The organism is Pseudarthrobacter sp. LMD1-1-1.1 (genome assembly GCF_040676255.1).
Classification (GTDB): Bacteria; Actinomycetota; Actinomycetes; order Actinomycetales; family Micrococcaceae; genus Arthrobacter.
Window position 1 is genome coordinate 643,763 of sequence record NZ_JBEGHP010000012.1, and the last position, 25,790, is coordinate 669,552.

Consider the following 25,790-nt stretch of genomic DNA (forward strand, 5'->3'; position numbering starts at 1 on the left):
ACGCCTATATTGAGGGCATGGGCATCCTCAGCAGCGATGAACAGTTCGTCCAGTTGCACGACCTCATCATCGGCAGCAGCAACGTCGCTGACTTCCTGTCCGAGCTTTCCGTTGTGGCCGCGTCAACGCTCAGCGATGCGGCGGGTGTCTTCATCGAATGCGGGGTCACGCTCCGCCGCCGCAAGCGCAGCGCGACCATTGCCGGCAGCAGCGAACGGGCCGCCGTGCTGGACAAGCTGGAACAGGTCCTCGGGGAGGGGCCGTGCATCGCATCCCTGGACGCAATGCAGCCCATGGTCCTCTCCGACGTCCACACCGATACCCGCTGGCCCGACTACCAGAAGGTGCTGGCCGAAAACGGCTGCCGCAGCGTGCTGGGCGTACCCTTGGCACTGGACCGGAACCAGGCAGCCGCGCTGAACTTCTTCGCCGCGGAGCCTGATGTCTTTGCCCCCAACGTCATCCGCACGGCGGAGGGATTTGCGGACCTTGCCGGCCGGGCGCTGAGGCTGGCCCTGCGGATCGCGGACGCACAGAACCTGGCGGATGACCTGAAGGCCGCCATGGCGAACCGCACCACGATCGACCTTGCCTGCGGGGTGATCATGGCGCAGAACCGGTGTACCCAGGATGAAGCCATGGCCTTGCTCACCAAGGCGTCCAGCCACCGGAACCAGAAGCTGCGGGACCTGGCCGCTGAAGTCCTTGGCCGGGTCAGCGACGGGCCGGTGACCACGCACTTCGATCCGTAGCCGGCCGGATCCACCCTCCAACTTTTCCCCGCCCGGCTGCATGTCGCCTGGGTTTCGCCTCTGCGCCGCCCTGCAATAATCTGAACCAACGGTTGTGCACGGGGGTGTGAGCGCCCGGCACGACAGGCAGCACTGCAAGTTCCGGGACCATCACAGACGAGGCGGACACCCATGACGGCTTCAGACCAGCAGCACGCAGCACGGCCAACGAGGCCGGCAGACCCTCCTGCCGCTGCCCCGGGGCCGGTGGATCCGCACCTGCTGCAGCGGCTGGCCGACGCGCATGGCGTGGGCACGTCCTTCCAGGGCTGGGACGGGCTTCCGCATTCCGTTGCCGAAGCAACCCTGATCAAGGTGCTGGCAGCGCTCGGAGTCGAGGCGCACACCAACCAGCACATCGAGGCCGCCCTCGCGGAGGTGGAACTGGCGCCCTGGCGACGGATGCTGCCGGCCGCCGTCGTCATCAAACAGGGTGAACCGGCGCAGGTGCCGGTCCATGTGCGGGACGGTGCCACCGCGAGCCTCACCATCACCCTTGAAGGGGGAGCCGGATCCCGGGAGGCGGTCCAGCAGGACATCTGGATCCAGCCCCGGGAGGTGGACGGCGTCTCCACCGGACGTGCCACGTTCTCCCTTCCCGAGGACCTGCCGTTGGGCTGGCACACCCTGCATGCGGAGTCGGAAGGCGCCACGGCCGACGCTGTCCTGGTGGTCACACCGGCCCGGCTGGCCACGGCAAAGCCGCTGGAGGAGCGCCGCGGCTGGGGGCTGGCCACGCAACTGTATTCGGTCCGGTCCAAGCGGTCATGGGGCATCGGCGACTTCGCGGACCTGGCGGACCTGGCGGCCATCAGCGGTGCACGCGGGGCCGACTATGTGCTGGTCAACCCGCTGCACGCGGCGGAGCCGGTCCCGCCCGTCCAGCCCTCGCCCTACTCGCCGTCCACCCGCCGGTTCTTCAACCCCCTGTACATCCGCATCGAGGCCATCCCCGAGCTGGCGTACCTCCGGCCCCGGAAACGGGCGGCGCTGGAAAAGCTGCACGAGGAAGTGGCCGGCCTGAACAGGGACGGTGTGCGGCTGGACCGGGACGCCGTCTACGCGGCCAAGCTGCAGGCACTGGAGATGCTCTACCACACGCGGCGTTCACCTTCCCGGCAAGCCGCCTTCGAGGAGTTCTGCCGCATCTCCGGCAGCGGCCTGGACGATTTTGCGCTCTGGTCCGCCATCCGCGAGGACCTGGCCCCCGGTGATCCGTTGTGGGTGGATCCGGCGTGCGCCATCGGAACCCCGGAGGCGGAGGCGCTGCGGGAGAAGCTGGCGGACCGGATCGGGTTCCACCGCTGGCTGCAGTGGATCTGCGATGAGCAGCTGAAAAACGCCCAGCAGGCGGCCCTCCGCTCCGGGATGCGGTTGGGCGTGGTGCACGACCTCGCGGTCGGCGTAGACCACAACAGTGCCGACGCGTGGACCCTGGGCCGTGTGCTGGCGCCGGATACCAGCGTGGGCGCGCCGCCGGACATGTACAACCAGCAGGGCCAGGACTGGGGCCAGCCGCCATGGCACCCCGCCCGCCTGGCCGAAGCCGGCTACGAACCGTTCCGCAACATGCTGGCCAACGTGCTGCGCCACGCCGGCGGCATCCGCGTGGACCACATCCTGGGCCTGTTCCGGCTGTGGTGGATCCCCATGGGAAATGCGCCCGGGGACGGTGCCTACGTCCGCTACGACCACGAGGCCCTGATCGGCATCCTGGCCCTCGAGGCGCACCGCGCCGGTGCCGTGGTGATCGGCGAGGACCTGGGCACCTTCGAGCCCTGGGTGCGTGATTACCTCGCGGCCCGCGGCATCCTGGGCACGTCAATCCTGTGGTTTGAGTACGACGGCGATTCGCCCCTTGCGCCGGAAAAGTACCGCACGCAGGCGCTCGCCAGCGTGAACACCCATGACCTTCCGCCCACGGCCGGTTACCTTGCCGGCGACCATGTGGGGCTGCGGAGCCGGCTGGGGCTGCTGGAGCGGTCCGAAGAGGAAGAGCGGGCCAAGCACAACGCGTCACTGGAGAAAATGTTCGCCCTGCTGCGCGAACGCGGCTACCTCTCAGAGGTGACTGCCGCCGGGCCGGGCCAGCAGTCGGCGGAGGAGCACACCATCGAGGCGCTGCACCTCCTGCTGGCCCAGTCGCCGTCTGTATTGCTGGGCGTGGCGTTGGTGGACGCGGTGGGGGAGCGGCGGCTCCAGAACCAGCCCGGAACTACGGAAGCCCTGTACCCCAACTGGCAGGTTCCGCTGGGCGGCCCGGACGGCAGGCCGGTTTACCTTGACGACCTTCCCGGCAACAAGCGGTTCAACGGGCTGCTCGCCGCCGTGGAGGGATCCCTGCACAGACCCTGAGCAGCTGATCAAAGCACGATGGCCCCGCCGCTTCCTCAAGCGGCGGGGCCATCGTGCTTGTTCCGCCGGCCTAGCCTGCGGTGATCACGTGGGTGAAGTGGTCGTACCGGAAGGTGACCGGGCCGCCGTCGTGCTCAAACACGATGTTGGCCCCGGGCGTTGCCCCGCCGGCCCCGTAACTGACGTCCCACGACTTGTTGAGGGCCGCCTTGAACTCGTAGGTCCCCGCCGGCAGATCAGGCACGGTGAGCTTCCAGACGAGGTCTGCCGGGTCCAGGACCAGCTGGGCCTGCTGGCAGGCCGGCTCCCAGTCGGTGGCGCAGCCCAGCTCGCTGTCCATGCTTCCCGCCGCCGCCACGGCGGACGGCTGCTGGGACGCATAGACGGCGCTGAGCAGGTGCGTGCTGTTGTCGTAGCGGAACGTGACCGGTCCGCCGGGGTGGTCCAGCACGATGTTCTGGCCATTCAGCTGGCCGTCCGCACCGTAGTTTTCATCCCAGCCGCCGTTGAGCGCTGCCTTGTACTCGTACTTCCCGGCCGGCAGGTCGGCGGTCAGCCGCCAGATGCGGTCCGCCGGGTCCAGGACCATTTTGGCCTGCTGGCACGTGGGATCCCACTGCGCGGTGCAGCCCATGGCCTGGTTCAGTGATCCGGCCACCGTAACCGAGTCCGGCTGCGGCGCCTGGCCGACCGTGACGGTCCTGGTGCCGCTGGTGACGCTGAAGCCCGTGCCGGCCATGACGGCCCGGTACTGGACTTTCGTGCCGTCGGCCAGCGTGGAGACATCATCGGTTGCCGAGTACACGGGCGACGACGAATCCGTGCCCACCGCCGTCCAGTCTCCGCCGTTCACGCTGCGCTCAAAGGTCACTACGTAGCTGGCCTTCTCCGGATCGGCGGTGGCGCTAAGTTCCACCTTTCCTTCCACGCTGCTGCCTTCGGCCGGCTTCTGCAGGGTCAGGACGGGCGCGGGGACGCTGGCTTGGCGGCTCTGGCTGGTGGCGGTGTGGCCGCCGTTGTCCAGCACCGTGGCGCGGTACTCCAGGGGCGTCCCTGCGTCCAGGGCCGCGACGTCATGGAACACCTGGTAGGGGGCGGTGTCGTCCGTGCCGATCGGCTGCCACTGGCCGCCTGCCGTGCGGGCCTCGAAGGTGACCTCGTAGAAGGAAGAACCGTCGACGTCGGCCGTCACGTTGATGCGCCCGTTGTCACTTGGGGCTGCGGCCGGCTGCTGGAGGGCGACGGCGGGTGCAGCCTTTGAGTGCGGGATCCGCCCCGAGGATTCGTAGACGACGGCGGAGAGCGGCGGCACAGTGACCGTCAGCTTGGCGTCCTCCGAGGTTTTGGCTTCGTCGGCCCCTTCGCCGTAGATGCGCGTGTAGCTGCGCTTGGCAATGTAGGTGGGGACTTCGGCCGTCTGTGGCTGGGCGCTGTTGTTCAGGGCCACCACGTATTCGCGCTGGTCCTGGGCGTCCGTGCGGGAGAAGGCGTAGATGCCGGGGCCGTCCGAGGCGTAGCGGTGCTGGTGGGCGCCGTTCCGCAGCGCCGGGTGCTCTTTGGTCAGGGCAGCCAGCTCCTTGATCTTGGCGTACAGGGGGTGGCCCGGGTTGAAGTTGTCCGTGGCGTGCGTGGCATCGGTGCCCAGCAGGTCATCGTCAAGGTACTCCGGCACCTTGCTGGCGAAGAGCGTCTGGCGGGCGTCCTGGTCGCCGCCGGGGCCGGTGAAGCCCTGCTCGTCGCCGTAGTAGACCACCGGGTTGCCGCGGGAGAAGTACATCAGCTCGTGGGCCAGCTCGTCCCGGGCCACCTTCTCGGCGTCGCCGGCAGCCGGGTTGTCCTGGGCAATGAAGCTGCCGATGCGGCCCATGTCGTGGTTGCCCAGGAAGGTGGGGAGCTCGTAGACGTTGGAGTCGGCGTCGGTGTACCAGTCGTCGCCGGCGAAGAAGGTTTGCAGCGCCTTGGCGTCCTGGCTCCTGGACGCGAAGTTGCGGGCCGCATCCTGGAAGGGGAAGTCCAGGACTGCCTGCATCTTGTTGCGGGTGGTGAACTGGGACGTGAAGCTCTTGGTGGTGTCGAAGACCTCGCCGAACATGAAGAACTCGTCCTTGCCGTGCTCTTTGGCGTAGCTGAGCACGTTGGGGCCGAATTCCTGCCAGAATTCGTTGTTGACATGCTTCATGGTGTCGATCCGGAAGCCGTCCACGCCGAAGTCGCCGATCCAGGACTTGTAGATGTCCTCCATGCCGTGCACTACTTTGGGGTTTTCGGTGAACAGGTCATCGAGGCCGAAGAAGTCCCCGTACATGGAGTCCTCGCCGGTAAAGGTGGTGTCGCCCCGGTTGTGGTACAGGGTGGAGTCGTTCAGCCAGGCCGGCACTTTGAGGTTTTCTTCGCCGGGTGCCAGGACGGGCTTGTAAGGGAATGAGGTGTTCGCGTCCAACTGGGGGAAGGTCCCGGTGCCGGCGTAGTCGCGGTCATCGAAGGGTTCGCCGGAGGCCGTCTTGTATGGGGCGGCGTCCTTGGACACGTAGCCCTTGCGGTCGCCCTCCTGGTAGCCGATGACGTCAGCGGTGTGGTTGGTGATGATGTCGAAGTAGACCTTCATGCCGCGTGCGTGGGCCTCGTCGATCAGGGCCTTGAGTTCGTCATTGGTTCCCAGGTGCGGATCGATTTGGGTGAAGTCGGTGACCCAGTAGCCGTGGTAGCCGGCTGACTTGTCCTCCGGCTGGACTGCCTTGTTCTTGAAGCTGGGGGTCAGCCAGATCGACGTGGTGCCCAGGCCCTGGATGTAGTCGATCTTGTTCCGGAGGCCTGCCAGATCGCCGCCGTTGTAGAAGCCTTTTTTCGTGGGGTCGAAGCCGGAGACCATGGGATCGGGGCCAAGGCCGCCCTGGTCGTTGGCGGTACTGCCGTTGCTGAACCGGTCCGCCATGACGAAGTAGAAGTTTTCATCCGTCACGGGACCACGCAGCGAATGCAGGGCGGGCGCGGCTCCCTGGTTCCTGCTGGCGGGGCCGTTGGAACCGGGACCGTTGGGGGCGGCCTGGGCCGGGAGGACTGCTGCGGAGACGGCCACGGCGGCCGCCAGGAGGCCGGCGGCGGACCGGACAGCAAAGCGTTTCCGGGGTGGCTGGGTGGCTGGGGGATGCGGTGTCCCCGCCGGACCTGCCGGCAGGTGGGCGCGTGGGGGCGCGCCGGGAGGGGTGCGGAATAACAAGGGTGAGACCTTCCTGGGAAGCAGCGCTGCTGTACAGGCTTGCCGTTGACATGGGGATGCGGCAGGAGGGTTCGAAGGACAGCATGCTGTCTTGTGAACCAAGTCACAACTGTAAGCGCTTGCACTGATTTACTCCAGTGTTTAGGGAGCGCGCTGGCGCGGTAACTTTCCGCCGGGACCTGCAGTGCTAGCCGGCGGCTACCAGCGCGGTGGGCGAGGCTGCATGCAGGGTGTGCAGCACCCGTCCGGGAAGGCCGGTGATGGGATCCAGTTCAAAGGTCGCGATGTTGTGTGATCGTTCGTGCGCCACATGGAGCCAGTTTCCGCGGACCACGTGGTGGCGCGGCCAGTTCCCGCCGCTGTCAAAGTCCTTGACGGGGACCAGTTCGGTGCCATCCCCGGCAACCTCCAGGACGCTGATGAGGTTGGAGCCGCGGACGCCGGCATAGGCGAAGTTCCCCCGCGGGCCCAGGCAGATCTCGGCGGCGGAGTCGCCTTGCTGGCTTCCTCCCGCTGTTGCAGGTCCCCGGAATACCAGCTCGTAGGTGCCGGCCTCGGGACGGACCACGAAGACTTCCACGGAGTACTCCGACACGATGAAGACGTTCCCGTTCGGGTGCTCCACCAGGTGCCGCGGGCCGCAGCCGAAGGGGAGGACCACCTCGTGGTCCGCCACCAGCCCGGCGCCCGGCTGGTAGGTCCAGATGCGGAGGGTGTCATGGCCCAGGTCTGTGGTCATCACGCGGCCGTCCTGGAGCATCAGGCTGGCGTGGGCGCGGCTTTGCCGCGGGCTGCCGGGAGAAAGGGCCGCGTGGGGATCAACCGACGGTGCGGCGGGGAACCGCCCGGCCATGCCGCCGTCGGAATCCAGCTCGTAGAGGAGGACCTGCCCGTCGCCCCAGCACGCGGCCGTGACAAAGCGGCCGTGCGGGTCAACGGCAACATGGCAGGTGGCCTCACCGGCCGGCTGCGGTTCCCCGTAGGGTTCCAGGGCGGCCTCGCCGTGCCGGCGGTAGGCCCGGACCTTCCTGCGCTGCTCAGCCGCCGCGTACACCACAGGAAGGGTCGGGTGTACAGCAACGAACGACGGCGATTGAGCCTCGACAGCCGTTCCCAACCATTCCAGGCTGCCGTCCTGGTGCGCGCGGACAGCGCCGATGCCGTCCGCACGGCCGCCGCCGTCGGGGGTATACGTGCCGATCCACAGGATGTTGCTGGCCCGATTGTTGGTGGCTGCGCCGTTGGTCATGGTCCAATCCTGCCAAGCTTTCGCCCCTATTCCCGTACCCCGGGCCGCCGATTAGCATGGGATTTCCGGCAGTGGCAGAAGGGAGGCGGGCGCGGTTATGGCTGCAGCTACGTCGATTTTCCCCACCCGGAGCCCTTCGGAGACCTGGGCCTAGCCCGCGTGGAGGTGTCCGTGGGCTGGCGGGAGGGCGGCGTTCAGCCTCCTCACGGGTTGCCGGCTGCTCACGGCCAATCCCCGCAGCTGGGCTACGACCAGATCGTCTCCCAGTTGCGTTCCGCAGGCTGTGTTTTCGCCGAAGATGAGGCCCGGCTCCTCCTCGCTGAGGGCGCCGGCCCCGCGGAACTGTCACGCAATATCCAGCAGCGGGTGGAAGGCGTCCCCCTCGAGCACATCCTGGGCTGGGCTGAATTTGCCGGCGGCCGCGTGGTGGTTGAGCCCGGCGTTTTCGTGCCGCGGCGACGCACGGAACTCCTGGTCAACGCGGCCCTGGACCTGCTGGCGGAGGACGCCCTGGCCCTCCCGGCGGATGCCGCACTGCCGGCACCCCCGGTGGTGGTGGATCTCTGCTGCGGATCCGGGGCCGTGGGAACCGCCATCCTTCGCCATGCCCCGCAGGTGGAGCTGCATGCAGCGGATATCGAGCCTGCTGCCGTAAGGTGTGCCCGGCGGAACCTGGAACCCCTGGGCGGCCATGTCCATGCGGGTGACCTGTTCGCAGCCCTCCCCGCCGCGCTGCCCGGCCGGGTCCGGGTGCTCGCGGTCAACGCTCCGTACGTCCCTACGCGTGCAATTCGCACCATGCCGCCGGAAGCCCGCCTGTACGAACCCGCTGCCTCGCTCGACGGAGGCCCGGATGGCCTGGACTTCCACCGACGGGTCGCCGCCGAAGGCGTTCACTGGCTGGCTCCCCACGGTCATCTGCTGATCGAGACCAGTGAGCAGCAGGCAGCCGGGACCTCCGGCATCCTGGCCGCAGCCGGGTTCGCGGTTCGTACTGTGCGGTCGGAAGAACTGGACGGGACGGTGGTCGTCGGACGCCTGCCGGCCCAAGGTGTGGGCGCGGCGTAAGGCAGTGGCTTTCCGTGGGCCGCGCCCACCTATCGCTGCCGTTTGTGAAACCTGCTAGCGGCCGTTCCTGCTACCCCTCCAGCTGCCGTTCCTGAAAGTGCGCGTGTTAGCAGATCTTGCCAGGCCTCAAAGTGCGCACCGAATGGCCGAAGCAATGCCTCAAGCAACGTCTTTCCAGCCAGCCTTCATTATTGCCGAGGGTGGGGTGGCGGGGGTGGTTTGAAGTAGTGGTTTTGTTGGGGTGTTTGGGTGGGGTCGATGTGGGGTGGGGGGATGAAGGCTGGAGTGCCGGGGGTGGTGGTGATGGTCCATTGTTCTTTGTGGACGAGGTGGTGGTGGTGGCTGCAGAGCAGGACGCCGTTGTTGGTGGTGGTGGGCCCGCCGTGGGACCAGTAGGTGATGTGGTGGGCTTCGCACCAGGGTGCGGGGGTGGTGCAGTTGGGGAAGGCGCAGCCTTGGTCGCGGGTGGTGAGGGCGGTGCGTTGGGCGGGGGTGAAGAGGCGGGTTTTGCGGCCGAGGTCGAGGATTTCGCCGGTGGTGCCCAGGAGGGCGGGGATGATGTCGGCGTCGCAGGCGACTTTGCGGAGCGTGGCGGCGGGGACGGGTCCGGTGAAGGCGAAGGTCCCCGTACCTGTCACTGTTTCTGCGCTGTGGTCTTTGCTTGTGGGTGTGGCGGGGTTGGGGGGGAAGAGGTCTTGGTAGTTGATAGTGGCGATGATGTGGGGTCGGTTGCCGCCGGTTGTGGGCAGGGTGTTGGTGGTGAGGGCTGTTTTGCGGCGGTAATGAGTCCGTCGAGTTGTTTTTGGGCGCGGGTGCGCCGGTCCAGGTCAATCCCGCCGGGTTGGCATCCTGCCGCCTTGTCCCCGGCGGTGCGGGGGTTGGTGGCGGTGTTCATGACGGTGAGGAGGTGTTCGTATTGGTCGGTGGTGGCGAAAATCTCGAGGTGGTGGAGGCCGTGGCGGGGCTTGCGGATGAAGGCGCCCTGGGTGTGGCGGAGGGCTTCTTCGGTGGGTTCGCTCCCGTCGGCGTCGATGGTGTCGGTCCAGCGTTGGGCGACGCGGGTCAGGAAGTCAGGGTCGGTGGTGGTGGCGGCTGTGGTGAGGTGGTGTTCGATCGTGTCCAGGGTCTCGGCGGTGGTGTGGTGCTGGAGCCGGTCCAGGGTTGCCGTGATGAGGGCGGCGGCGTGCGAGGACACGGCAGGTCCGTACCCGGCCGGGGACGTGATCCCGGTCCCGGTCTCGGTGGCCCCTGTGGTGGTGGGGGTGATTGCGGCGGCGAGGTGGGGCCGGGCTGGTGGGAGTGGTTCGCCGGTGAGGCTGGTGGCCGGGAGGACCTGGTGGGCGAGGGTGAGGCGGCGGCGGGCTTCCCTGATGGGGATGTGCAGGCGCAGGCGGAGGAACTCTGCGGTGTTCCGGCACCCCTCATCGGCCGGTGACACCACCGGGTGGCCGGGACCGGCGGGCGGATTGGGCCAGGTCGCGTCGGTCTCAACCACGGCGGCGGACCGGGCGGCACGGGTCGTGGCTGCGGCGTCGGTGATGGCCTGGGCGCGGGTCCGGTCCACCGCCCCGGCGCCCAGGAGCTGCAGGTACTCCACGCTCCGGGCGAGGTCCTCGGCGCGGGCGGCGAACTCGGCGGCCTCGAGATAAGAGGCAGACGCCAGAACATCCGGGGCGGCCACGGCAACGGCCGCGATCCGGACCGCCAACCCAGCCAGGAGGTCCGGGTGGCCAGGACCTGTGGCCCGGTGCTGTGAAGCCTCCCCTGGGACCGCATGAAGGTGGGCCGGGCGCGGCAGCCAGCTGCCGGCGTCGTACGCTTTCCGGCCGTACGCCGCACCAAGATGCTCCCCAATGGCCTCCATAACCACACTCTGCCAGCCACCACTGACAACGAAGAGACCCAAAGACCCCTATGTGGAAAACGCGCGAACCGTAGTGGATCCACCCTTAAACACTGCCGGCCGCCGCGTCCCCCAAGGATCGCGACGGCCGGCAAGGCGATTCAGTTGTAGCACAACGGCTGGTCATTCCCATGTCATGCGGCGGGACCCGCGTCATGAATGACCGGTGAAGAGTCAACTAGGACTTCGTGCCGTTCCCATCGGAGGTACCAAGGTTGGTGGTCTCCGGGTGGGTGCTGTGGGCTGGGATGTGGTCCCCGCCCAGGGCGCCGGCGTCGCCGGTCCCGGAAGTGCCGGTCGAAGTACCAGGGGCAGCAGTAGAGGGTCCTGAGGCCTGGCCGCCACCGGATGCGCCGTCACGGTGCATCGCAGAGCCAATCACAGTGCCTGCCCTGCGTGCGGCTTCCCCAAGCTGGTCTGCCACTTCAGGCGCCTTTTCCTTGATGGTTTCCGTCGCCACGGACACTTTGTCCTGCACCGGCTTGCTGTCCCAGATGCCGGCCGCGCGGGCCTTCAGCTTGTCGTAAGCAGCGCGGCCTGACCGCGAACCGAGGACGTATCCCACGGCAACGCCTACACCCAAAAGAAGCTTGTTTTTCACGATGATCTCCTGCTCTGCGAGAAGGTTGTCAGTCCCGGCCGGGGCAGCGGGCGCCGGTTGCCGGGGAAAATGAAAGCCGGCCCGGGGATGATGTCCCCAGGCCGGCTTCCTGGCTTGCCCGTACAGTTATCCGCGGGCGCTGCGCTTGGTGACCATGCCGTAAATGGCAAGGACGATCAGCGAGCCGACGATCGCCAGCAGCCACGTCTGGATCGAGAAGAACTCCTGCAGTCCACTGCCGAAGATCATCCCGCCCAGCCAGCCACCGAGCAATGCGCCAACGACGCCCAGGATCAGAGTGATGACCCAGCCGCCACCCTGCCTGCCCGGGAGGATCGCCTTAGCGATCGCACCAGCAATAAGTCCGAGAATCAGAAATGCAATAAATCCCATTTGAAGCTCTCTTCCTAAGTAAAGGAGGCCTCCAGGTTCCGGAGGCACTTCATCCTTCTGGCTCAATAGTAATCATGCTTACTATCTTTTTGCCAACCCCGTTTTTGGAAAAAAGTGCAGTTCAGGCTGGTTTCAGTGTCCCGTTTGGTCCGAGTCGTTGCCCGCTCCGGGACCCTCGTCAAGGATGGACAATTCCGCTAGATCCTGCGGATCCAGGGCGAAATCGAACACGTCCAGGTTCTCTGCCATCCGCTCCGGCGAAGCGGTCTTCGGAATCGTTACCAATCCGTTTTGTATGTGCCACCGAAGGACGAGTTGGCCAGGGGTTTTCCCATGCTTTTCCGCCAGTTGGGAAAGGATGGGAGCCCCCAACAAACCCGCCCCCGAGCCGCCCAACGGACTATAAGACTCAGTAATAATGCCATGCCGTCTATGGAATTCCCGCTCGGCGGACCGCGTGATGGCCGGACTGAGCTGGATTTGGTTTACCGCAGGCACCACGTCAGTCTCCGCCATCAGCCGCTCGAGGTGCGCCGGCTTGAAATTGGACACTCCGATGGACCGGACTTTTCCCTCGGCCTGCAGCCGTTCAAAGGTCTGCCAGGTGGAGATGTACTGATCCCTGCCGGGCAGAGGCCAGTGGATCAGCAGCAGGTCCACGTAATCCAGCCCAAGACGCGCCAGCGACCCCTCCAGGCCTGCTACGGCGCGGTCGTGGCCTTGGAATTCCCCGTCCAGCTTGGTGGTGATAAAGAGCTCGCTGCGGTCCACGCCGCTGGCCCTGATGCCGTTGCCCACACCGCGTTCGTTGCCGTACTTCACGGCGGTGTCGATATGCCGGTACCCGGCTTCCACGGCCTGTACGACGGCGGCGGCCGCCTGTTCGTCGTCCAGGGGCCAGGTGCCAAGGCCCAGCTGCGGAATCCTATTGCCGTCATTGAGGTCGATGAGCGGTGCAAGTGTCATGCGATCAGTCTGCCCCCTCCTGGCCGTCCCGGCTCCCGGTGCCCGCGATTCGGGACGGCCGGGGGATACTGCCGGCAGCCTAGGCCGGTTCCTCCGCCAGTTTCCGTTTCAGGATCTTTCCACTGGGTCCCAGCGGGAGCTCGGACAGTATCCTGACCACGCGCGGATACTTGTAGGCCGCGAGCTGGGCGCTGGCGAAGTCCATCAGCTCGGTCTCGGTGACACTGGCCCCCGCGTCCAGCACGATGGCGGCCGCGATTTCCTGGCCGTGGACATCGTGCGGGATGCCGTAAACGGCGGCGCTGACAACTGCAGGGTGTGTCAGCAGGACTTCCTCCACCTCCCGCGGATACACGTTGTAGCCGTTGCGGATGATCATGTCCTTCTTGCGGTCCACGATGGTGAGGTAGCCGTCGTCGTCCTTGGTGCCAAGGTCCCCGCTGCGGAACCAGCCGTCCACCACGGCCTCGGCGGTGGCCTCAGGCCGGTTGAGGTAGCCCTTCATCAGCAGGTGGCCGCGGATCACCAGCTCGCCGAGTTCCCCGTTGGGCAGCAATTCGATCCGCTCCGTCACCTCAGGGCGGGCGATTTCGATATCAACTCCCCAGATCGGGATACCGATGGTGCCGGGCCGTGGCTGCATGCCCACGTGGTTGAAGGCCGCAACGGGGGACGTCTCGGTGAGGCCGTAGCCCTCATGGATCTCCACGCCGAAGACGTCACGGAACCGGTCCATCACTGCCAGTGGAAGCGAGGCTCCACCGGAGATGCCGTAGCGCAGGGCCGCCGGCCGATCCGGCACGGTCTTGGCGGCCTCCAGGAGTGCCACGTACATGGTGGGGACGCCCAGGAAGATGTTCACGTCGTGCTTCGCCAGCAGCTTCAAGGCGTCCGGGCCGGTGAACCGGGGCATGAGGACGATGGTGGCCCCGGCGCGAAGGCCCGTGTTCAGCACCACAGTCTGGCCGAAGGTGTGGAAGAGCGGCAGGCCGCCGAACAGGACGTCGCCGGGCCGGAAGTCCATCACGCTGGTCAGCAGGACGCTGGTTTGTTCCACCAGGGCGAAGTGGCTGCCCAGTGCGCCTTTGGGCTTGCCGGTGGTGCCTGAGGTGTACAGGATGGTGGCCGTGTCCGATGGGCGGCAGGGTTCGTACGTCCGGATCGGCTCCGCGGCGGCCGCCTCCGCTTCCAGCCGCGGAAGCCCGCCGTCGTCGGGAGCCATGACCGTCAGCACATCGACCCCGCTGGCTGAAGCACCGGCGGCGCCCTCCGTGAGCAAGGGAGCGGCGCAGATGAGCAGCCTGGCGCCGCTGTCCTGCAGGACGTACTCGATCTCGCGGGCCTTGAGCAGGGCGTGGACCGGGACAACGATGGCGCCCAGCGAAAGGATGGCGTAGTACACCCGGGCGAAGTCCGGGACGTTGGGGATCAGGACGGCGACGGCGTCTCCCGGGCCGATTCCCCGCGCCCGCAGTGCACCGGCATACGCGCGGGTTTGGCTCCACAGGTCGGCGTAGCTGACCTGGTCCTCGTCCACAACGAGGGCGATGCTGTCAGGATTCCTCTTGGCTGATTCTGCCAGGACGGCAGCGACGGAGATGGTGGCGAAGCCGTCAGGGGAGTTGTTGTTGGTCATGGCCTGCTTCTTTGTTGGGATGGGTCACGCTGTGAGGATCAGGGCGTCGCCCTGGCCGCCGCCCCCGCAGAGGGCCACGACGCCGGTGCCTCCGCCGCGGCGTTTCAACGCCAGCGCCTGGTGCAGCACCAGGCGTGCACCCGAGGCGCCCACGGGGTGGCCCAGCGCGATGGCGCCGCCTTCGGCGTTGACAGTTTCGGTGTCGATGCCGAGATCGTTGGCGGACTGGATGAGGACCGAGGCGAAGGCCTCGTTGATTTCCACCAGGTCCAGCTCCTGCACAGTGAGTCCCTGGACCTTGAGTGCGCGCTCGATGGCGCGGGCTGGCTGGGAATGCAGGGATCCGTCGGGGCCTGCGGTCTGGCCGTGGGCGCCGATCTCGGCGATCCACTCCAGGCCTGCTGCTTCCGCGGCTGCCTTGCTGGCAATGACCAGCGCCGCTGCGCCGTCGGAAAGGGGCGACGACGACCCTGCCGTGATGGTGGCGGTCTCCGCCTTGGAGAACGCCGGGCGGAGCTGCGCCAGGGATTCCGCGGTGGTGTCCGGACGGATGCCTTCGTCGTGTTCGAGGGTCACGGCAGGTCCCTTGCGCTGCGGTATCCCGATCGGTGCGATTTCCTCCGCCATGATCCCGGCGGCGCGGGCGGCTTCGGCACGCTGGTGGGAGCGGGCCGCGACGGCGTCCTGCTCTTCGCGCGTGATGCCGCGTTCGGCGTTGCCGGCGTCGGTGGCCTCACCCATGAGCTTCTTGCTCACCGGGTCCTGCAGCCCGTCATGGTTCAGGGAGTCCAGCATGGGGGCATCTCCGATGACGACGCCGGCGCGCAGCCCGGGGACCAGGTGCGGCGCGTTGGTCATTGATTCCTGGCCGGCGGCCACGATGAAGTCGGCTTCCCCCGTGCGGATCATCCGGGCGGCGTCGATCACGGCCGTCAGGCCGGACAGGCAGAGCTTGTTGATGGTGATGGTGGGAACGTCCCAGCCGATTCCGGCGGCCAGGCTGGCCTGGCGTGCGGGGCCCTGGCCCGCGCCGGCCTGGATGACCTGGCCGACAATGACGGCGCCGATCTGCTCCGGGGCCACGCCGGTGCGTTCCAGCGCGGCGCGGATGGCGTGGGCGCCCAGTTCGCTGGAGGAAAAGGGCGTGAGTCCGCCGCGGAACCTGCCGAACGGGGTGCGGGCGCCGCCCAGGATGACGGGGATGTTGGCGTTCTGGTTCAAGAACAGTCCTTTCAGGGGATGACGGGCAGCCAAAGCCGAACGGCAGGCTCAGGCGAAGGCGGAGGTGCCGGTGATGCCGCGGCCGATGATGAGCGCCTGCATGGTTTCGGTGCCTTCGTAGGTGTGGATGGCTTCGATGTCGGCAAGGTGCCTGGCGACGCGGTTTTCCAGCAGGATGCCGTTGCCACCCAGCAGGTCACGGGCGTTGGAGGCGATGCCGCGTGCGGTCCGGGTGCAGGTGTACTTCACGAGCGATGCCTGCTCGGGCGTGAGGGTTCCGGCTTCATCGAGCCGCGTCATCTGCACCACCATCAGCTGCATGGTGGCCAGTTCACTGAGCATCCGGGCCAGCCGCTCCTGGACGATCTGGGACGCGGCCAGCGGCCGGCCGAACTGCTTGCGCTGCCTGGCGTACTGGACGGCCGTTTCGTAGCAGGCGGTGGCATGGCCGACGGCGGACCAGGCCACGCCCAGCCGGGTCGCCAGCAGCACCCGGGCCGTGTCTTTGAAGCTGCGCGCACCCGGCAGGACGTTCTCTTCGGGGACGAAGACGTCCTCCAGGCGGATGTGGGCCTGCCAGATGGCGCGGAGGGCAAGCTTGCCTTCGATTTTGGTGGCGGTGTAGCCGGGGGAGTCCTGCGGAACCAAGTAGCCGTGGACCTGGCCGTCGTCGCCCCGGGCCCAGACGATGCTGACGCCGCCCACGGAGCCGTTGCCGATCCACTTCTTCTCGCCGTTGAGCAGGAACCCGCCGTCCGTGCGGGTTGCCGTGGTTTCCAGGGCCACCGAGTCGGAGCCATGGGTAGGCTCGGTGAGGGCGAACGCCGCGTATTCCGTGCCCCTGGCAATCGCCGGCAGCCAGCGCTCCTTCTGCGCCGCGGATCCGCATTCAGCCACGGAGCGCAGGGCCAGGCCGCCCTGGACGGCAATCATCGTGGCCACGGAACCATCGCCCCGGCTGATTTCCATGTTCACCAGGCCGGCGGCCATGCTGCTCATGGGTGCGAAGCCCTCCACGGTGATGCCGTCGCGGAGCAGGTCCAGTTCGCCCAGGCGCTGGAGGAGGTGCAGCGGGTACTCGCCGCGTTCCCAGTAGCCGTCAATGACGGGCAGGACCTCGTCCTGGACAAAGCTGCGGGCGCGCTCCCAGTAGGCGCGGTCCTCGTCTCCGACGCCGGCCAGGATGGACGCCGGGTCCGTCCCGAGGGCCTCGGTCAGGACATATTCCGGCTCCACTGTTCCGGCGGGGAAGCCGGCGGGATCCCCGGCGCGGGTGGGCGCGAGGGCGGGCGACGTCGTCGTCATTGCATGCATCCTTTGAATCAGCGGCGGCGGGAGGGCCGGGACCTTGTGGCCTGGACCACACCAACCAAGAATGCAATGAAACGGAGTTCCACGTCAAGAAACTGGGTACCAGGGCTGGAGGTGGCGCCGCTGGGGCTAGGGGAGCGCGTCCCGGACCGCCTGGGCGATCGCATCCTTGTCGGCAGGGCCGGGAAAAACGGTGACGACGACGGTTGGGGAGGGTTGGGCGGGCGCGGCGGCGTCCGCCGGGCTGCCCAGGAGTGCAGGCCGGAAGGTTTCCGCCAGGGCCTGGAGTTCGGCGGCCAGGGCGGTGGCCCTTTCCCGGTCTCCTGCAGCGGTGTCCCCGGCGCCAGGCGCGGCCCGCAGCCACTCCCGCAGGAAGGCGTTGTGCACGGCCACCACCGCTGCAGCGAAGGCGACGGCCTTGTATTCGCGCCGGCCGTTCCGGGGCAGCTTGTCATTCAGGTAGTGCAGGAACGCCCGCTCGTACCGGTGCGAGGTCACCAGCTCCCGGTCCCGGAGGGCCGGCACTGCCTGCAACAGCCCGTACCGGGCGCGTGAGGTCTGGGGGTTCCGCAGGTGGTGGTCGAAAACCAGCAGCGCCGCGTCCGCCACTGCGGCCAGCGGCCCGAGCCTGGATCCGGCGAGCCGTTCATTGACCTGGTGCAGGATCTGCTCGTGGTCGGCGAAGACAACGTCCTCCTTGGACCCGAACCTGCGGAAGAACGTGCTGCGGCTCATGCCTGAGGCTTCTGCGAGTTCCTCAACGGATGTTGCGTCGAAACCCTGCTTCGCCAGGAGGCCAATGGCTGCCGCGACGGGCCCATCGGCAGGATGCCCCTCGACGGGACGGTGGGAAGGGGGCGAAGTCATGCGCCGAAATCTAGCACAGCTGCCCTCCGGCAGGCTGGCCTGCCGCCGGTTGCGGAAGGCCAGCCTGTGGCCGCTTTCAGACGCCCTGCCGTGCCCAGCCGGTCAGCTTGTCCGAAAGCTGCATGTAGGCCTCGTTGACCTGCTGCAGCTCCGGGTGGTTGTCATGCCAGGCCACGATTTCCCGTGCCCCGTCCGCGAACGGGATGGTCGCGGTGTAGTCCGGGACCAAGGCCTTGATCTTGGTGTTGTCGAAGACAACGGAATGGGACCGGTCGCCCAGGAGGTTGGAACCCAGTTCCTGGTCGTGCGCGGCGATGGTTTGGGACGCCACATGCACCAGTTCCGGTTCCCGGACGCCCGCGGCGCGGGCGAAGAGTCCGTAGATCTGGTTCCATGGCAGGTACTCGTCGGAGGTGATGGTGTAGCTTTCGCCCACCGCCTGCGGCCGGCCAAGCAGGCCGACGAACGCCTTGGCAAAGTCCTTGCTGTGTGTCAGCGTCCACAGCGAGGTGCCGTCACCGTGGACCATGACCGGGAGACCGCTGCGCATGCGGTGGATGTCCGTCCAGCCGCCCACCATCGCAATCTTGGTGCGGTCATAGGTGTGCGAGGGCCGGACCACCGTCAACGGGAAGTCGTCCTCCCGGTAGGCCCTGAACAGCAGCTCCTCGCACGCGATCTTGTCCCGGGAGTACTGCCAGAACGGATTCTTCAACGGCGTGGACTCGCGGATGGGCAGCATGGTGGGCGGCTTCTGGTACGCGGAGGCCGAGCTGATGAACACGTACTGACCCGTCCGCTCCCGGAACAACTCCATGCTGGTTTGGGCCTGGTCCGGAGTGTAGGAAATGAAGTCCGCCACGGCGTCGAACTCCCTTCCGCCCAGCACCTCCCTGACGGAGGCCGCATCGCGGACGTCGGCGTGCAGCACTTCGGTGCCGTCGGGGACAGGCCTGCCGGACTGCCCCCGGTTCAGGATGGTCAGCCGGTGGCCCAGCGCGGCGGCACGTTCTGCCGCCGCCGCGCTGATGACCCCGGTCCCGCCGATGAAAAGGATGCTCCTCGGCGCCACCGTATCCGCGGCGATTGTGCCTACCACGCGTAGTCTTCCGGTGCCGTGCGGTGTCCCGGGAAAATGTCGTCCAGGCGCTTGAGTGCGTCCCCATCGAGGGAGACATCCAGGGCGCGGATTGCGGCGTCCAGCTGTTCCTGGGTCCGGGGCCCCACGATCGGTGCGGTCACGGCAGGCTGGTGGAGGAGCCATGCCAGGGCCACGTCGCCGGGTTCGTGGCCCAGTTCGTCGGCGAAGTCCTCGTACTGGCGGATCTGGTCCTCGTGCTTCTTCAGCGTTTCCGCTGCCCGCCCCTCCGTGCGGCGGACTCCCTGGCGTTCCTTCTTCAGCACGCCGCCCAGCAGCCCGCCTTGCAGCGGCGACCAGGGAATGAGGCCCAGCCCGTACTGCTGTGCTGCCGGGATGACTTCCAGTTCCACCTGCCGCATGAACAGGTTGTAGATGGACTGCTCGCTGACCAGGCCCGTGTAGTTCCGGCGGCGTGCTGCCTCCTGCGCCTGGGCGATGTGCCAGCCGGCGAAGTTGCTGCTGCCCGAGTACAGGATCTTGCCCTGCTGTACGGCCACTTCGATGGCCTGCCAGATCTCGTCCCACGGAGTGTCGCGGTCGATGTGGTGGAACTGGTACACATCGATGTAGTCCGTCTGGAGGCGCTTGAGGCTCGCGTCCAGCGCACGGCGGATGTTCAGGGCCGAGAGCTTGGACTCGTTGGGCCGGTCCGTCATGGTGCCGTAGAGCTTGGTGGCCAGGACGGTGTGCTCCCGGCGCTCGCCGCCCTTGGCGAACCAGCGCCCGATGATTTCCTCGGTCCAGCCGCGGTGGTCGGCGCCGCCGTACACGTTGGCGGTGTCGAAGAAGTTGATGCCGGCTTCGTGCGCGGAATCCATGATGCTGTGCGCGTCCGCCTCCTCCGTCTGCGGCCCAAAGTTCATGGTGCCGAGGCAGAGGCGGGAGACTTTCAGGCCGGAGCGGCCCAGATGGGTGTACTGCATGGAAGATCCTTTCAAGGGTAGGCCTGCCAAACCGGTGGGTGGGCCGGCTGGAACCTACATCTGGGTGAAGGAGGCGACGGCGGGATCGGAGCCAATGCGCGCGCCGGACTCCAGTGCGGTGATGGCGGACAGTTCGTCTTCGGACAGCTTGAGGGACGAAGCCGCGAAGTTTTCCCGGATGCGGCCCGGATTCGCGGATTTGGGAATGACGATGTTGCCGTTGGCGAGGTGCCAGGCGAGCACTACCTGGGCGGTAGTGGCGCCGTGGGCGTCGGCGATTGCGGTGACGGCGTTGCCGTTAAGGTCACCGCCCTGCCCCAGCGGGCTGTACGCCTCCACGGCGATGCCCAGGCTGCGGCACTTGGCCGCAAGGTCCGCCTGCTGGTAGCTGGGGTGAAGCTCGATCTGGTTGACGGCGGGCACTGTTTCCGCGGATTCCAGCAGGGTGTCCAGGTGGTCGGACAGGAAGTTGGAGACGCCGATGGCGCGGATCTCCTTGTTTTCGTACAGCCGCTCCATCTCCTTCCATGCCTGGACGAAGAGGCCCTGCGAGGGAACCGGCCAGTGGATGAGGTAAAGGTCGATGAAGTCCAGGCCCAGGGCCTTGCGGCTGTTCTGGAACGCTTCCTGTGCCCGGGCCTGCTCGCCATTGCGGAGCTTGGTGGTCACGAAAATTTCCCCGCGGGGGATCCCGGTAGCCGCGAGGGCTGCCCCTACCCCTGCCTCGTTGCGGTACGCCGCAGCGGTGTCGATGTGGCGGTAGCCCGCTTCCAGCGCATCCTCCACGGTCCGCTGTGTATCCTCCGGCGGGACCTGGAAAACGCCGAAGCCAAGCTGCGGAATGGTGACGCCGTTGTTGAGTGTCAGCTCTGACATGGGTGTACTCCTTGGACGTATGGTGCTGGGAACGATGCCGGTTGCTCGACGAGTGGGGAAACACAGTGAGAAATCGGTTTCCACCGGCTCACCCCTGAGCCTATGCACTTTCCGCCATCAAGTCAGCAGCCAAGGCTGATCCTGTTTTTCCTAGGACCGCCAGTCCTACCTTCGTTGTAGAGCAGGCCACGCCAACGCAGGCACAATGGTCTGCATGGGTCAAAGCGCCGAGTTCGGAAAATTCCTCAAAGCCATGCGGTCCCGGTTGAGCCCGGAAGTCGCAGGGACGGGCCCCAGTACGGGCGCCCGCAGGGTTCCGGGCCTGCGGCGTGAGGAAGTGGCGCGCCTGGCCGGGGTCAGCACCGACTACTACGTGCGGCTGGAACAGGGCCGCAACATCCACCCGTCACGCACGGTCCTGGACGCCGTTGCCAGGGCCTTGCGGCTGGACAGCAGCGAGCACGCGCACATGCTGGACCTGCTCGAGAACTGCGCGGGAGCTCCCCGCGAGCCGGGTGCCAATGCAGCCCAGGGCGTCCGGCCGGCGCTGCGCCAACTCCTGGACGCGGTGGGGGAGGTGCCCGCGCTGGTGCTGGGTCGCCGCAACGACGTACTGGCGGGCAACAGGATGGCGTTCCTCTTGTTCGCCGATTTCCCCGCGCTGCCGCTGGCGGAGCGGAACCTCACACGCTGGACCATCCTTGACCCGGCTGCGCGGGAACTGTTCAGGGACTGGAAAACCGTGGCGGCAGAAGCCGCGGGCTCCCTCCGCCTGGACGTGGGCCGGCACCCCAATGACCCCCAGGCGAACCACCTGGTGGGGGAGTTGGCGGTCCACAGCGAACACTTCCGCCAGTGGTGGGCGGGGCACCGGGTTGCCACCCGCGCTGCAGGCACCGTCCGGCTGCACCATCCCGCGGTGGGGGACCTGGAACTGAACTTTGAAAACCTGGTCCTGCCGGAGGACCCCGACCAGACGCTCAGGGTGTACTCCGCCCGGCCGGGATCGCCGTCGTCGGACGCCCTGGCACTGCTGGGAAGCCTCGGGGCAGCCCCGGATGCCGGCGTGGAACGGGACCCTGCCGCGGTGGCCGAAAGCGGCGACGCGGGCTGACCGGCCATGCGCGCGCCCACGCCACTGTACATTCGTCCAGCGAAGCGGGGTGATTCTGGCCAGCCGCCCATTGGTGGCGGGCCGGCCCTTTCCTAGGGTGGGAGTACCAGCTTTCCCTGCCCAGTTCTTATCACCCCAGGATGGTCTCAACGATGAAACGCATCGCCCTGCTGAAGGAGCGCCAGGCCTCTGCCGGCGCCGCCTCCACCGCCACCGGTTCCCACTGCCCGGCTTCCGGCCTCTGGAGCCCCGACATCGATCCCCACACGGTCCTGTCCTTCTTCGAAGGCCACGTGTTCCCGGCATTCGACGGCGTGCCCACCGTCTGGCGGCGGCGCAGCCCCGGCACGGCAAACTAGGTCCTGCCTTAAGCACAACTGACCCGCAGCCAACATCGTCAGGAACGTGTTGGCTGCGGGTCAGCTGTGTTTGGCGTTAGTGATCTTCCAGGCGGAAGCCAATCTTGATGGTGACCTGCCAGTCTGCGACCTTTCCGTCCTCCAGGTGGCCGCGAACCTCCTTGACCTCAAACCAGTCGAGGTTCCGCAGGGTCTGGGATGCCTTGGCAATGCCGTTGCGGACGGCGTCGTCCACGCCCTCGGTGGAGGTGCCGACAATTTCAGAAATGCTGTACGTGTGGTTGGACAACTTCGCTCCTCGTGATCGTCGATGCTCCCGGTTGCGGGCCGTTCCTGAAGCCTAGTAGGACTGCGGGAGCGTTGAACAGGGGCCCGGGGCAATCAGGACCGCGGCACGGGAGGCTACTTGGCGTCCAGCACCAGCTGCTTCAAGTCATCGAGGGTCTGCTGCATGTGCGCGTCCATGGCCTGGCGTGACCGGTCGGGGTCACGGGACTCCAAGGCCTGGGCAATGTTCTGGTGATGGCCGATTGCGTGCTCCTGGATCGCAGGGACGGCGGAGGTCTCGGTCCTGCGCTTTTCCAGCACGCGGTGCAGCGGCTCAAACAGGACCGACACGAACACATTCCCGGATGCCCGCAGGATGACGTCGTGGAACGCAAGGTCTGCTTCCACGAAAGCAGCAACATCGTTGATGCTGTGGGCGGCCTTCATCGCGGAAATGTAGTTGAAAAGGGACGTGATGTCTTCCTCGACGATCCGTCCTGCGGCAAGTTCACAGGCGCCCGTTTCGAGCATCCTGCGCAGCTCGATGAGCTGGATGGAGGCATCGGCGTCGTTCTTGCCCTCGGATGCGGCGCGCAGCACGGCTTCGAGGGAGGCCCAGCGGCTCAAGGGATTGACGAAGGTGCCCCGGCCGCGCTCCACGCTGAGGATGCGCTGGGCCTGCAGCGTCTTCATCGCCTCGCGGACCGTCATGCGGCTGACCTCGTGGCGGGCGCTCAGTTCGTGTTCGCCGGGAACGGTGGAGCCGGGCGGAAACTCGCCTTCGATGATGCGGTCCAGCAGCTCATCGGCCACCACGCCCACCAGTGACTTCCTTGCCATGTTGCCCCCGATCGCTCTCTCCGGCCGACGCCTGGCGGATATGTCAGACAAGTGTACTTGCGCGTCCGTATGCCGTGTGCCACACTAATTTTCAAATGCAAGATGTCAGACATCTTACAGTTACCTTTACATCTGGATCCGCGAGCCCGGATCGCTACACAACGGAGTGCACTGTGACGCATGAAGCAGACGTTCTGGCCGCCTATCCGGCAGACCTCGAAATTCCCGCCGGGCTGGTTGCCGGCGCGCTGGCCGCTTCCAACGCGGCGGTTCCCCGCGTCCTGGTAGTGCTCGACGACGACCCCACCGGCACGCAGTCTGTGGCAGACCTGCCCGTGCTCACCCGCTGGGAAGTGGAAGACTTCACCTGGGCTTTCGGCCAGGGCAAGCCCGCTGTGTACGTCCTCACCAACACCCGCAGCCTTGACCCGGCCGAGGCGGCAGCCCGCAACGAGGAAGTGGTCCGCAACGCCCTGGCGGCAGCAGGATCGCAGGACTCCGCCGGTTCCAGTCTTCGCCTGGGCTTCGTTAGCCGCAGCGATTCCACCCTCCGCGGCCACTTCCCCCTGGAACCGGACGTCATCGCAGCCACGGTTGCCGATGTCAGCGGCGAGAAGACCGATGGCGTTGTCCTGGTCCCTGCCTTCCCCGACGCCGGCAGGCTCACCATCGGCGGTGTCCACTACATGCGCGGCACCGGCGACGCCAAGGGAACCCTGGTCCCCGTCTCCGAGACCGAGTTCGCCAAGGACGCCTCCTTCGGCTTCAGCACCTCCGTCATGGCGGACTACGTCGCGGAAAAGTCGCAGGGCAGGTTCCCGGCAGACTCCGTGATTGTCCTGGACCTGAACATCATCCGTGCCGGCTCCGCCGCCCAGGACCCGGCCATCTCGGCCAAGGCCATCGCCGACGCCATCGAACCGGCCTCCGATTCCACGCCCATCGTCGCGGATATCGTCACCGAGAACGACTTCCGCGCGCTGGCTTTGGGCCTGGAAGAAGCCGAGCGCCGCGGCAAGAAGCTGCTGTACCGCGTCGGCCCGCCGTTCGTGCGCGGCCGTATCGGCCAGGACATCCGCACCGCGCTGACCTCGGAGGAGGCCTACGCGGGCAATACGCCGTCGGAGGCCGGCGGCCTGATCGTGGTGGGCTCGCACGTGGGCGTCACCACGCGCCAGCTCAACGTCCTTACCGCGGAACACAGCTCCGCCCGGATCATCGAGATCGAGGTCGAGAAACTCCTCGGCGAGGAAAATGAAGCCAAGGCGCACCTGGACCAGACCGTAGACGCAGTCGTCGAAGCCCTCCACACCGGCGACGTCATCGTGCACACCAGCCGGCTCCTCATCAAGACCGACGACCCCGCCGAAAGCCTGCGGATCGCCCGGACCGTTTCCGCCGCCGTCGTGGATGTGGTCAACCGGACCCTGAAGACGTTCCCGCCGCGGTTCGTCATCGCCAAGGGCGGCATCACGTCCTCGGACGTGGCAGCCCATGGGCTGGAAATCCGCCATGCCATTGTCCGCGGCCCCATGCTGCCGGGCATCGTTTCCCTCTGGGAACCGGTGGACGGCCCCGCCAAGGGCATCCCTTACATCGTCTTCGCCGGCAACGTGGGCGATGACGACTCCCTGGCCCAGGTCACCCGCAAGCTCAGCAGCACTTTCTAATCCCCACCGGCTCCCAACCCTCGCAGGCTCGGGCCGGGGCCCTCGCCGGCGTGGGCCCAGTAAATTTCAAGGAGAAACACCATGACCAGCAACTACACCGTCACCGTCCTGGGCCTCGGCGCCATGGGCCTGCCCATGGCCACCCGCCTGGCCTCGCAGCTGACCGTCCACGGCTTCGACATCGCCGAACCCCGCCTGGAACTCGCCCGGGAAGCCGGGATCGCCACCTTCAGCACGGCCCGCGAAGCCGCCAAGGGTGCCGACGCCGTCCTCCTGGCCGTCCGCAACGGTGAACAGCTCAACGACGTCCTCTTCGGCGAAAACGGCGTGGCCTCCGTCCTGGAGCCGGGCGCCGTCGTCATCCTCGGCTCCACCGTGGGCACCGACGCCATCCCCGCCACGGTCGCCAAGCTGGCCGAATACGGCGTGGACCTGGTGGACGCGCCGCTGTCCGGCGGCCCCAAGCGCGCCGGCGAAGGCGACCTGCTGATCGTCGTCGGCGCTTCCCCTGAAGCCCGCGAAAAGGCCGCCCCCGCCCTGGACCTGCTCGCCTCCACCCTCACCGTGGTGGGCGACAACCCCGGTGACGGCCAGGCCCTGAAAACGGTCAACCAGCTCCTGTGCGGCGTCCACATCGCCGCCGCCGCCGAGGCCCTGGCCCTGGCCGACGCCCTGGGGCTGGACCAGGCCAAGACCCTCGCTGCCCTGGAAGCAGGCGCGGCAGGTTCCTTCATGCTCTCCAACCGCGGACCCCGCATCCTTGAGGCCTACAACGAGGAAGGTGCCGAGGTGCTGTCCCGCCTGGACATCTTCGTCAAGGACATGGGCATCGTGGGCAAGGCAACCCGCGCCGCCGGCCTGGCAGCCCCCGTTGCCGCCGCCGCCGAACAGCTCTACCTCCTGGGCCAGGCCCAGGGCCTCGCCGCCGCCGATGACTCCGCCGTCATCAAGGTGGTCGCGCCCGCCAAGCGCACCAAGTAAGCCACTCCTCCTGCCCTTGCGCACAAGACGTACGACGACGG

23 protein-coding genes are annotated in these 25,790 nt (G+C 67.1%); 7 read left to right on the forward strand and 16 right to left on the reverse strand.

Going from position 1 to position 25,790, the window contains the following annotated elements; genetic code table 11:
• The first annotated feature begins 17 nt into the window (after positions 1-17).
• Together MRBLMD1_RS08595 and malQ are read left to right on the forward strand one after the other, a co-directional pair.
• Complete coding sequence (locus tag MRBLMD1_RS08595; RefSeq protein ID WP_159633931.1) at positions 18-752, forward strand: GAF and ANTAR domain-containing protein; 735 nt, start codon at positions 18-20, stop codon at positions 750-752.
• Between the two features lie 171 nt (positions 753-923).
• The gene (gene malQ, locus MRBLMD1_RS08600) at positions 924-3,146 is read left to right on the forward strand and encodes a 4-alpha-glucanotransferase (RefSeq protein WP_364398827.1); all 2,223 of its coding nucleotides are present in this window, start codon (positions 924-926) and stop codon (positions 3,144-3,146) included.
• A gap of 70 nt (positions 3,147-3,216) precedes the next feature.
• On the opposite strand, the gene MRBLMD1_RS08605 is transcribed toward malQ, so the two are convergent.
• A complete protein-coding gene (locus tag MRBLMD1_RS08605; RefSeq protein WP_364398829.1) occupies positions 3,217-6,363 on the reverse strand; it encodes an alpha-amylase family glycosyl hydrolase in 3,147 nt (1,048 codons plus the stop codon).
• 187 nt (positions 6,364-6,550) lie between these two features.
• Positions 6,551-7,612, reverse strand: coding sequence for a lactonase family protein (locus MRBLMD1_RS08610; protein WP_224024469.1), 1,062 nt, complete (start codon positions 7,610-7,612; stop codon positions 6,551-6,553).
• A gap of 210 nt (positions 7,613-7,822) precedes the next feature.
• Between MRBLMD1_RS08610 and MRBLMD1_RS08615 the strand changes: the two genes are divergently transcribed.
• Positions 7,823-8,680: a putative protein N(5)-glutamine methyltransferase gene (locus MRBLMD1_RS08615; RefSeq protein ID WP_224024471.1), complete on the forward strand. Its 858-nt coding sequence runs from the start codon at positions 7,823-7,825 to the stop codon at positions 8,678-8,680.
• A 188-nt stretch (positions 8,681-8,868) separates the two neighbouring features.
• Here the strand turns inward: MRBLMD1_RS08615 and MRBLMD1_RS08620 are convergent, their stop codons facing one another.
• From MRBLMD1_RS08620 to MRBLMD1_RS08675, 12 genes are all read right to left on the reverse strand, one after another.
• Positions 8,869-9,318 (reverse strand): HNH endonuclease signature motif containing protein, encoded by a 450-nt coding sequence (locus MRBLMD1_RS08620; RefSeq protein ID WP_364398832.1) that lies wholly within the window; start codon positions 9,316-9,318, stop codon positions 8,869-8,871.
• Entirely contained in the window at positions 9,315-10,544 is a 1,230-nt protein-coding gene (locus MRBLMD1_RS08625; protein WP_364398834.1) for a DUF222 domain-containing protein, read from the reverse strand. The genes MRBLMD1_RS08620 and MRBLMD1_RS08625 overlap by 4 nt, the downstream gene beginning before the upstream one ends.
• Positions 10,545-10,761: 217 nt before the next feature.
• Complete coding sequence (locus MRBLMD1_RS08630) at positions 10,762-11,184, reverse strand: YtxH domain-containing protein (RefSeq protein WP_224024478.1); 423 nt, start codon at positions 11,182-11,184, stop codon at positions 10,762-10,764.
• A gap of 126 nt (positions 11,185-11,310) precedes the next feature.
• Positions 11,311-11,577, reverse strand: a complete 267-nt coding sequence (locus MRBLMD1_RS08635; protein ID WP_043451908.1) for a GlsB/YeaQ/YmgE family stress response membrane protein — start codon at positions 11,575-11,577, stop codon at positions 11,311-11,313.
• Between the two features lie 132 nt (positions 11,578-11,709).
• Positions 11,710-12,543: an aldo/keto reductase gene (locus tag MRBLMD1_RS08640; protein WP_364398837.1), complete on the reverse strand. Its 834-nt coding sequence runs from the start codon at positions 12,541-12,543 to the stop codon at positions 11,710-11,712.
• A gap of 79 nt (positions 12,544-12,622) precedes the next feature.
• The gene (locus MRBLMD1_RS08645; RefSeq protein ID WP_364398839.1) at positions 12,623-14,179 is read right to left on the reverse strand and encodes a long-chain-fatty-acid--CoA ligase; all 1,557 of its coding nucleotides are present in this window, start codon (positions 14,177-14,179) and stop codon (positions 12,623-12,625) included.
• 24 nt (positions 14,180-14,203) lie between these two features.
• Positions 14,204-15,400 carry an acetyl-CoA C-acetyltransferase gene (locus MRBLMD1_RS08650; RefSeq protein WP_275182255.1) on the reverse strand — a complete coding sequence of 399 codons (1,197 nt, stop codon included), beginning with the start codon at positions 15,398-15,400 and terminating at the stop codon, positions 14,204-14,206.
• Between the two features lie 48 nt (positions 15,401-15,448).
• The gene (locus tag MRBLMD1_RS08655; RefSeq protein WP_364398841.1) at positions 15,449-16,705 is read right to left on the reverse strand and encodes an acyl-CoA dehydrogenase family protein; all 1,257 of its coding nucleotides are present in this window, start codon (positions 16,703-16,705) and stop codon (positions 15,449-15,451) included.
• Positions 16,706-16,840: 135 nt separating this feature from the next.
• Positions 16,841-17,578: a TetR/AcrR family transcriptional regulator gene (locus tag MRBLMD1_RS08660; protein WP_364398843.1), complete on the reverse strand. Its 738-nt coding sequence runs from the start codon at positions 17,576-17,578 to the stop codon at positions 16,841-16,843.
• Between the two features lie 76 nt (positions 17,579-17,654).
• On the reverse strand, positions 17,655-18,677 hold the full coding sequence (locus MRBLMD1_RS08665; protein WP_364398845.1) for an NAD-dependent epimerase/dehydratase family protein: 1,023 nt from the start codon (positions 18,675-18,677) through the stop codon (positions 17,655-17,657).
• Positions 18,671-19,642 carry an aldo/keto reductase gene (locus MRBLMD1_RS08670; protein WP_159633893.1) on the reverse strand — a complete coding sequence of 324 codons (972 nt, stop codon included), beginning with the start codon at positions 19,640-19,642 and terminating at the stop codon, positions 18,671-18,673. The genes MRBLMD1_RS08665 and MRBLMD1_RS08670 overlap by 7 nt, the downstream gene beginning before the upstream one ends.
• A gap of 54 nt (positions 19,643-19,696) precedes the next feature.
• The gene (locus MRBLMD1_RS08675; protein WP_275182260.1) at positions 19,697-20,518 is read right to left on the reverse strand and encodes an aldo/keto reductase; all 822 of its coding nucleotides are present in this window, start codon (positions 20,516-20,518) and stop codon (positions 19,697-19,699) included.
• A 214-nt stretch (positions 20,519-20,732) separates the two neighbouring features.
• On the opposite strand from MRBLMD1_RS08675, the gene MRBLMD1_RS08680 reads away from it, so the two are divergent.
• Together MRBLMD1_RS08680 and MRBLMD1_RS08685 are read left to right on the forward strand one after the other, a co-directional pair.
• Positions 20,733-21,632: a helix-turn-helix domain-containing protein gene (locus MRBLMD1_RS08680; RefSeq protein ID WP_364398848.1), complete on the forward strand. Its 900-nt coding sequence runs from the start codon at positions 20,733-20,735 to the stop codon at positions 21,630-21,632.
• 152 nt (positions 21,633-21,784) lie between these two features.
• Positions 21,785-21,991, forward strand: a complete 207-nt coding sequence (locus tag MRBLMD1_RS08685) for a hypothetical protein (protein WP_159633882.1) — start codon at positions 21,785-21,787, stop codon at positions 21,989-21,991.
• A gap of 76 nt (positions 21,992-22,067) precedes the next feature.
• On the opposite strand, the gene MRBLMD1_RS08690 is transcribed toward MRBLMD1_RS08685, so the two are convergent.
• Both MRBLMD1_RS08690 and MRBLMD1_RS08695 read right to left on the reverse strand, forming a co-directional pair.
• A complete protein-coding gene (locus MRBLMD1_RS08690) occupies positions 22,068-22,280 on the reverse strand; it encodes a dodecin (RefSeq protein ID WP_159633879.1) in 213 nt (70 codons plus the stop codon).
• A gap of 113 nt (positions 22,281-22,393) precedes the next feature.
• On the reverse strand, positions 22,394-23,098 hold the full coding sequence (locus tag MRBLMD1_RS08695) for a FadR/GntR family transcriptional regulator (RefSeq protein WP_364398851.1): 705 nt from the start codon (positions 23,096-23,098) through the stop codon (positions 22,394-22,396).
• A 173-nt stretch (positions 23,099-23,271) separates the two neighbouring features.
• Here MRBLMD1_RS08695 and MRBLMD1_RS08700 point away from each other — a divergent pair, with 173 nt between their 5' ends.
• Positions 23,272-24,768, forward strand: a complete 1,497-nt coding sequence (locus tag MRBLMD1_RS08700) for a four-carbon acid sugar kinase family protein (RefSeq protein ID WP_364398853.1) — start codon at positions 23,272-23,274, stop codon at positions 24,766-24,768.
• Between the two features lie 81 nt (positions 24,769-24,849).
• Positions 24,850-25,749, forward strand: coding sequence for an NAD(P)-dependent oxidoreductase (locus MRBLMD1_RS08705; RefSeq protein WP_224024499.1), 900 nt, complete (start codon positions 24,850-24,852; stop codon positions 25,747-25,749).
• Positions 25,750-25,790 lie beyond the last annotated feature (41 nt).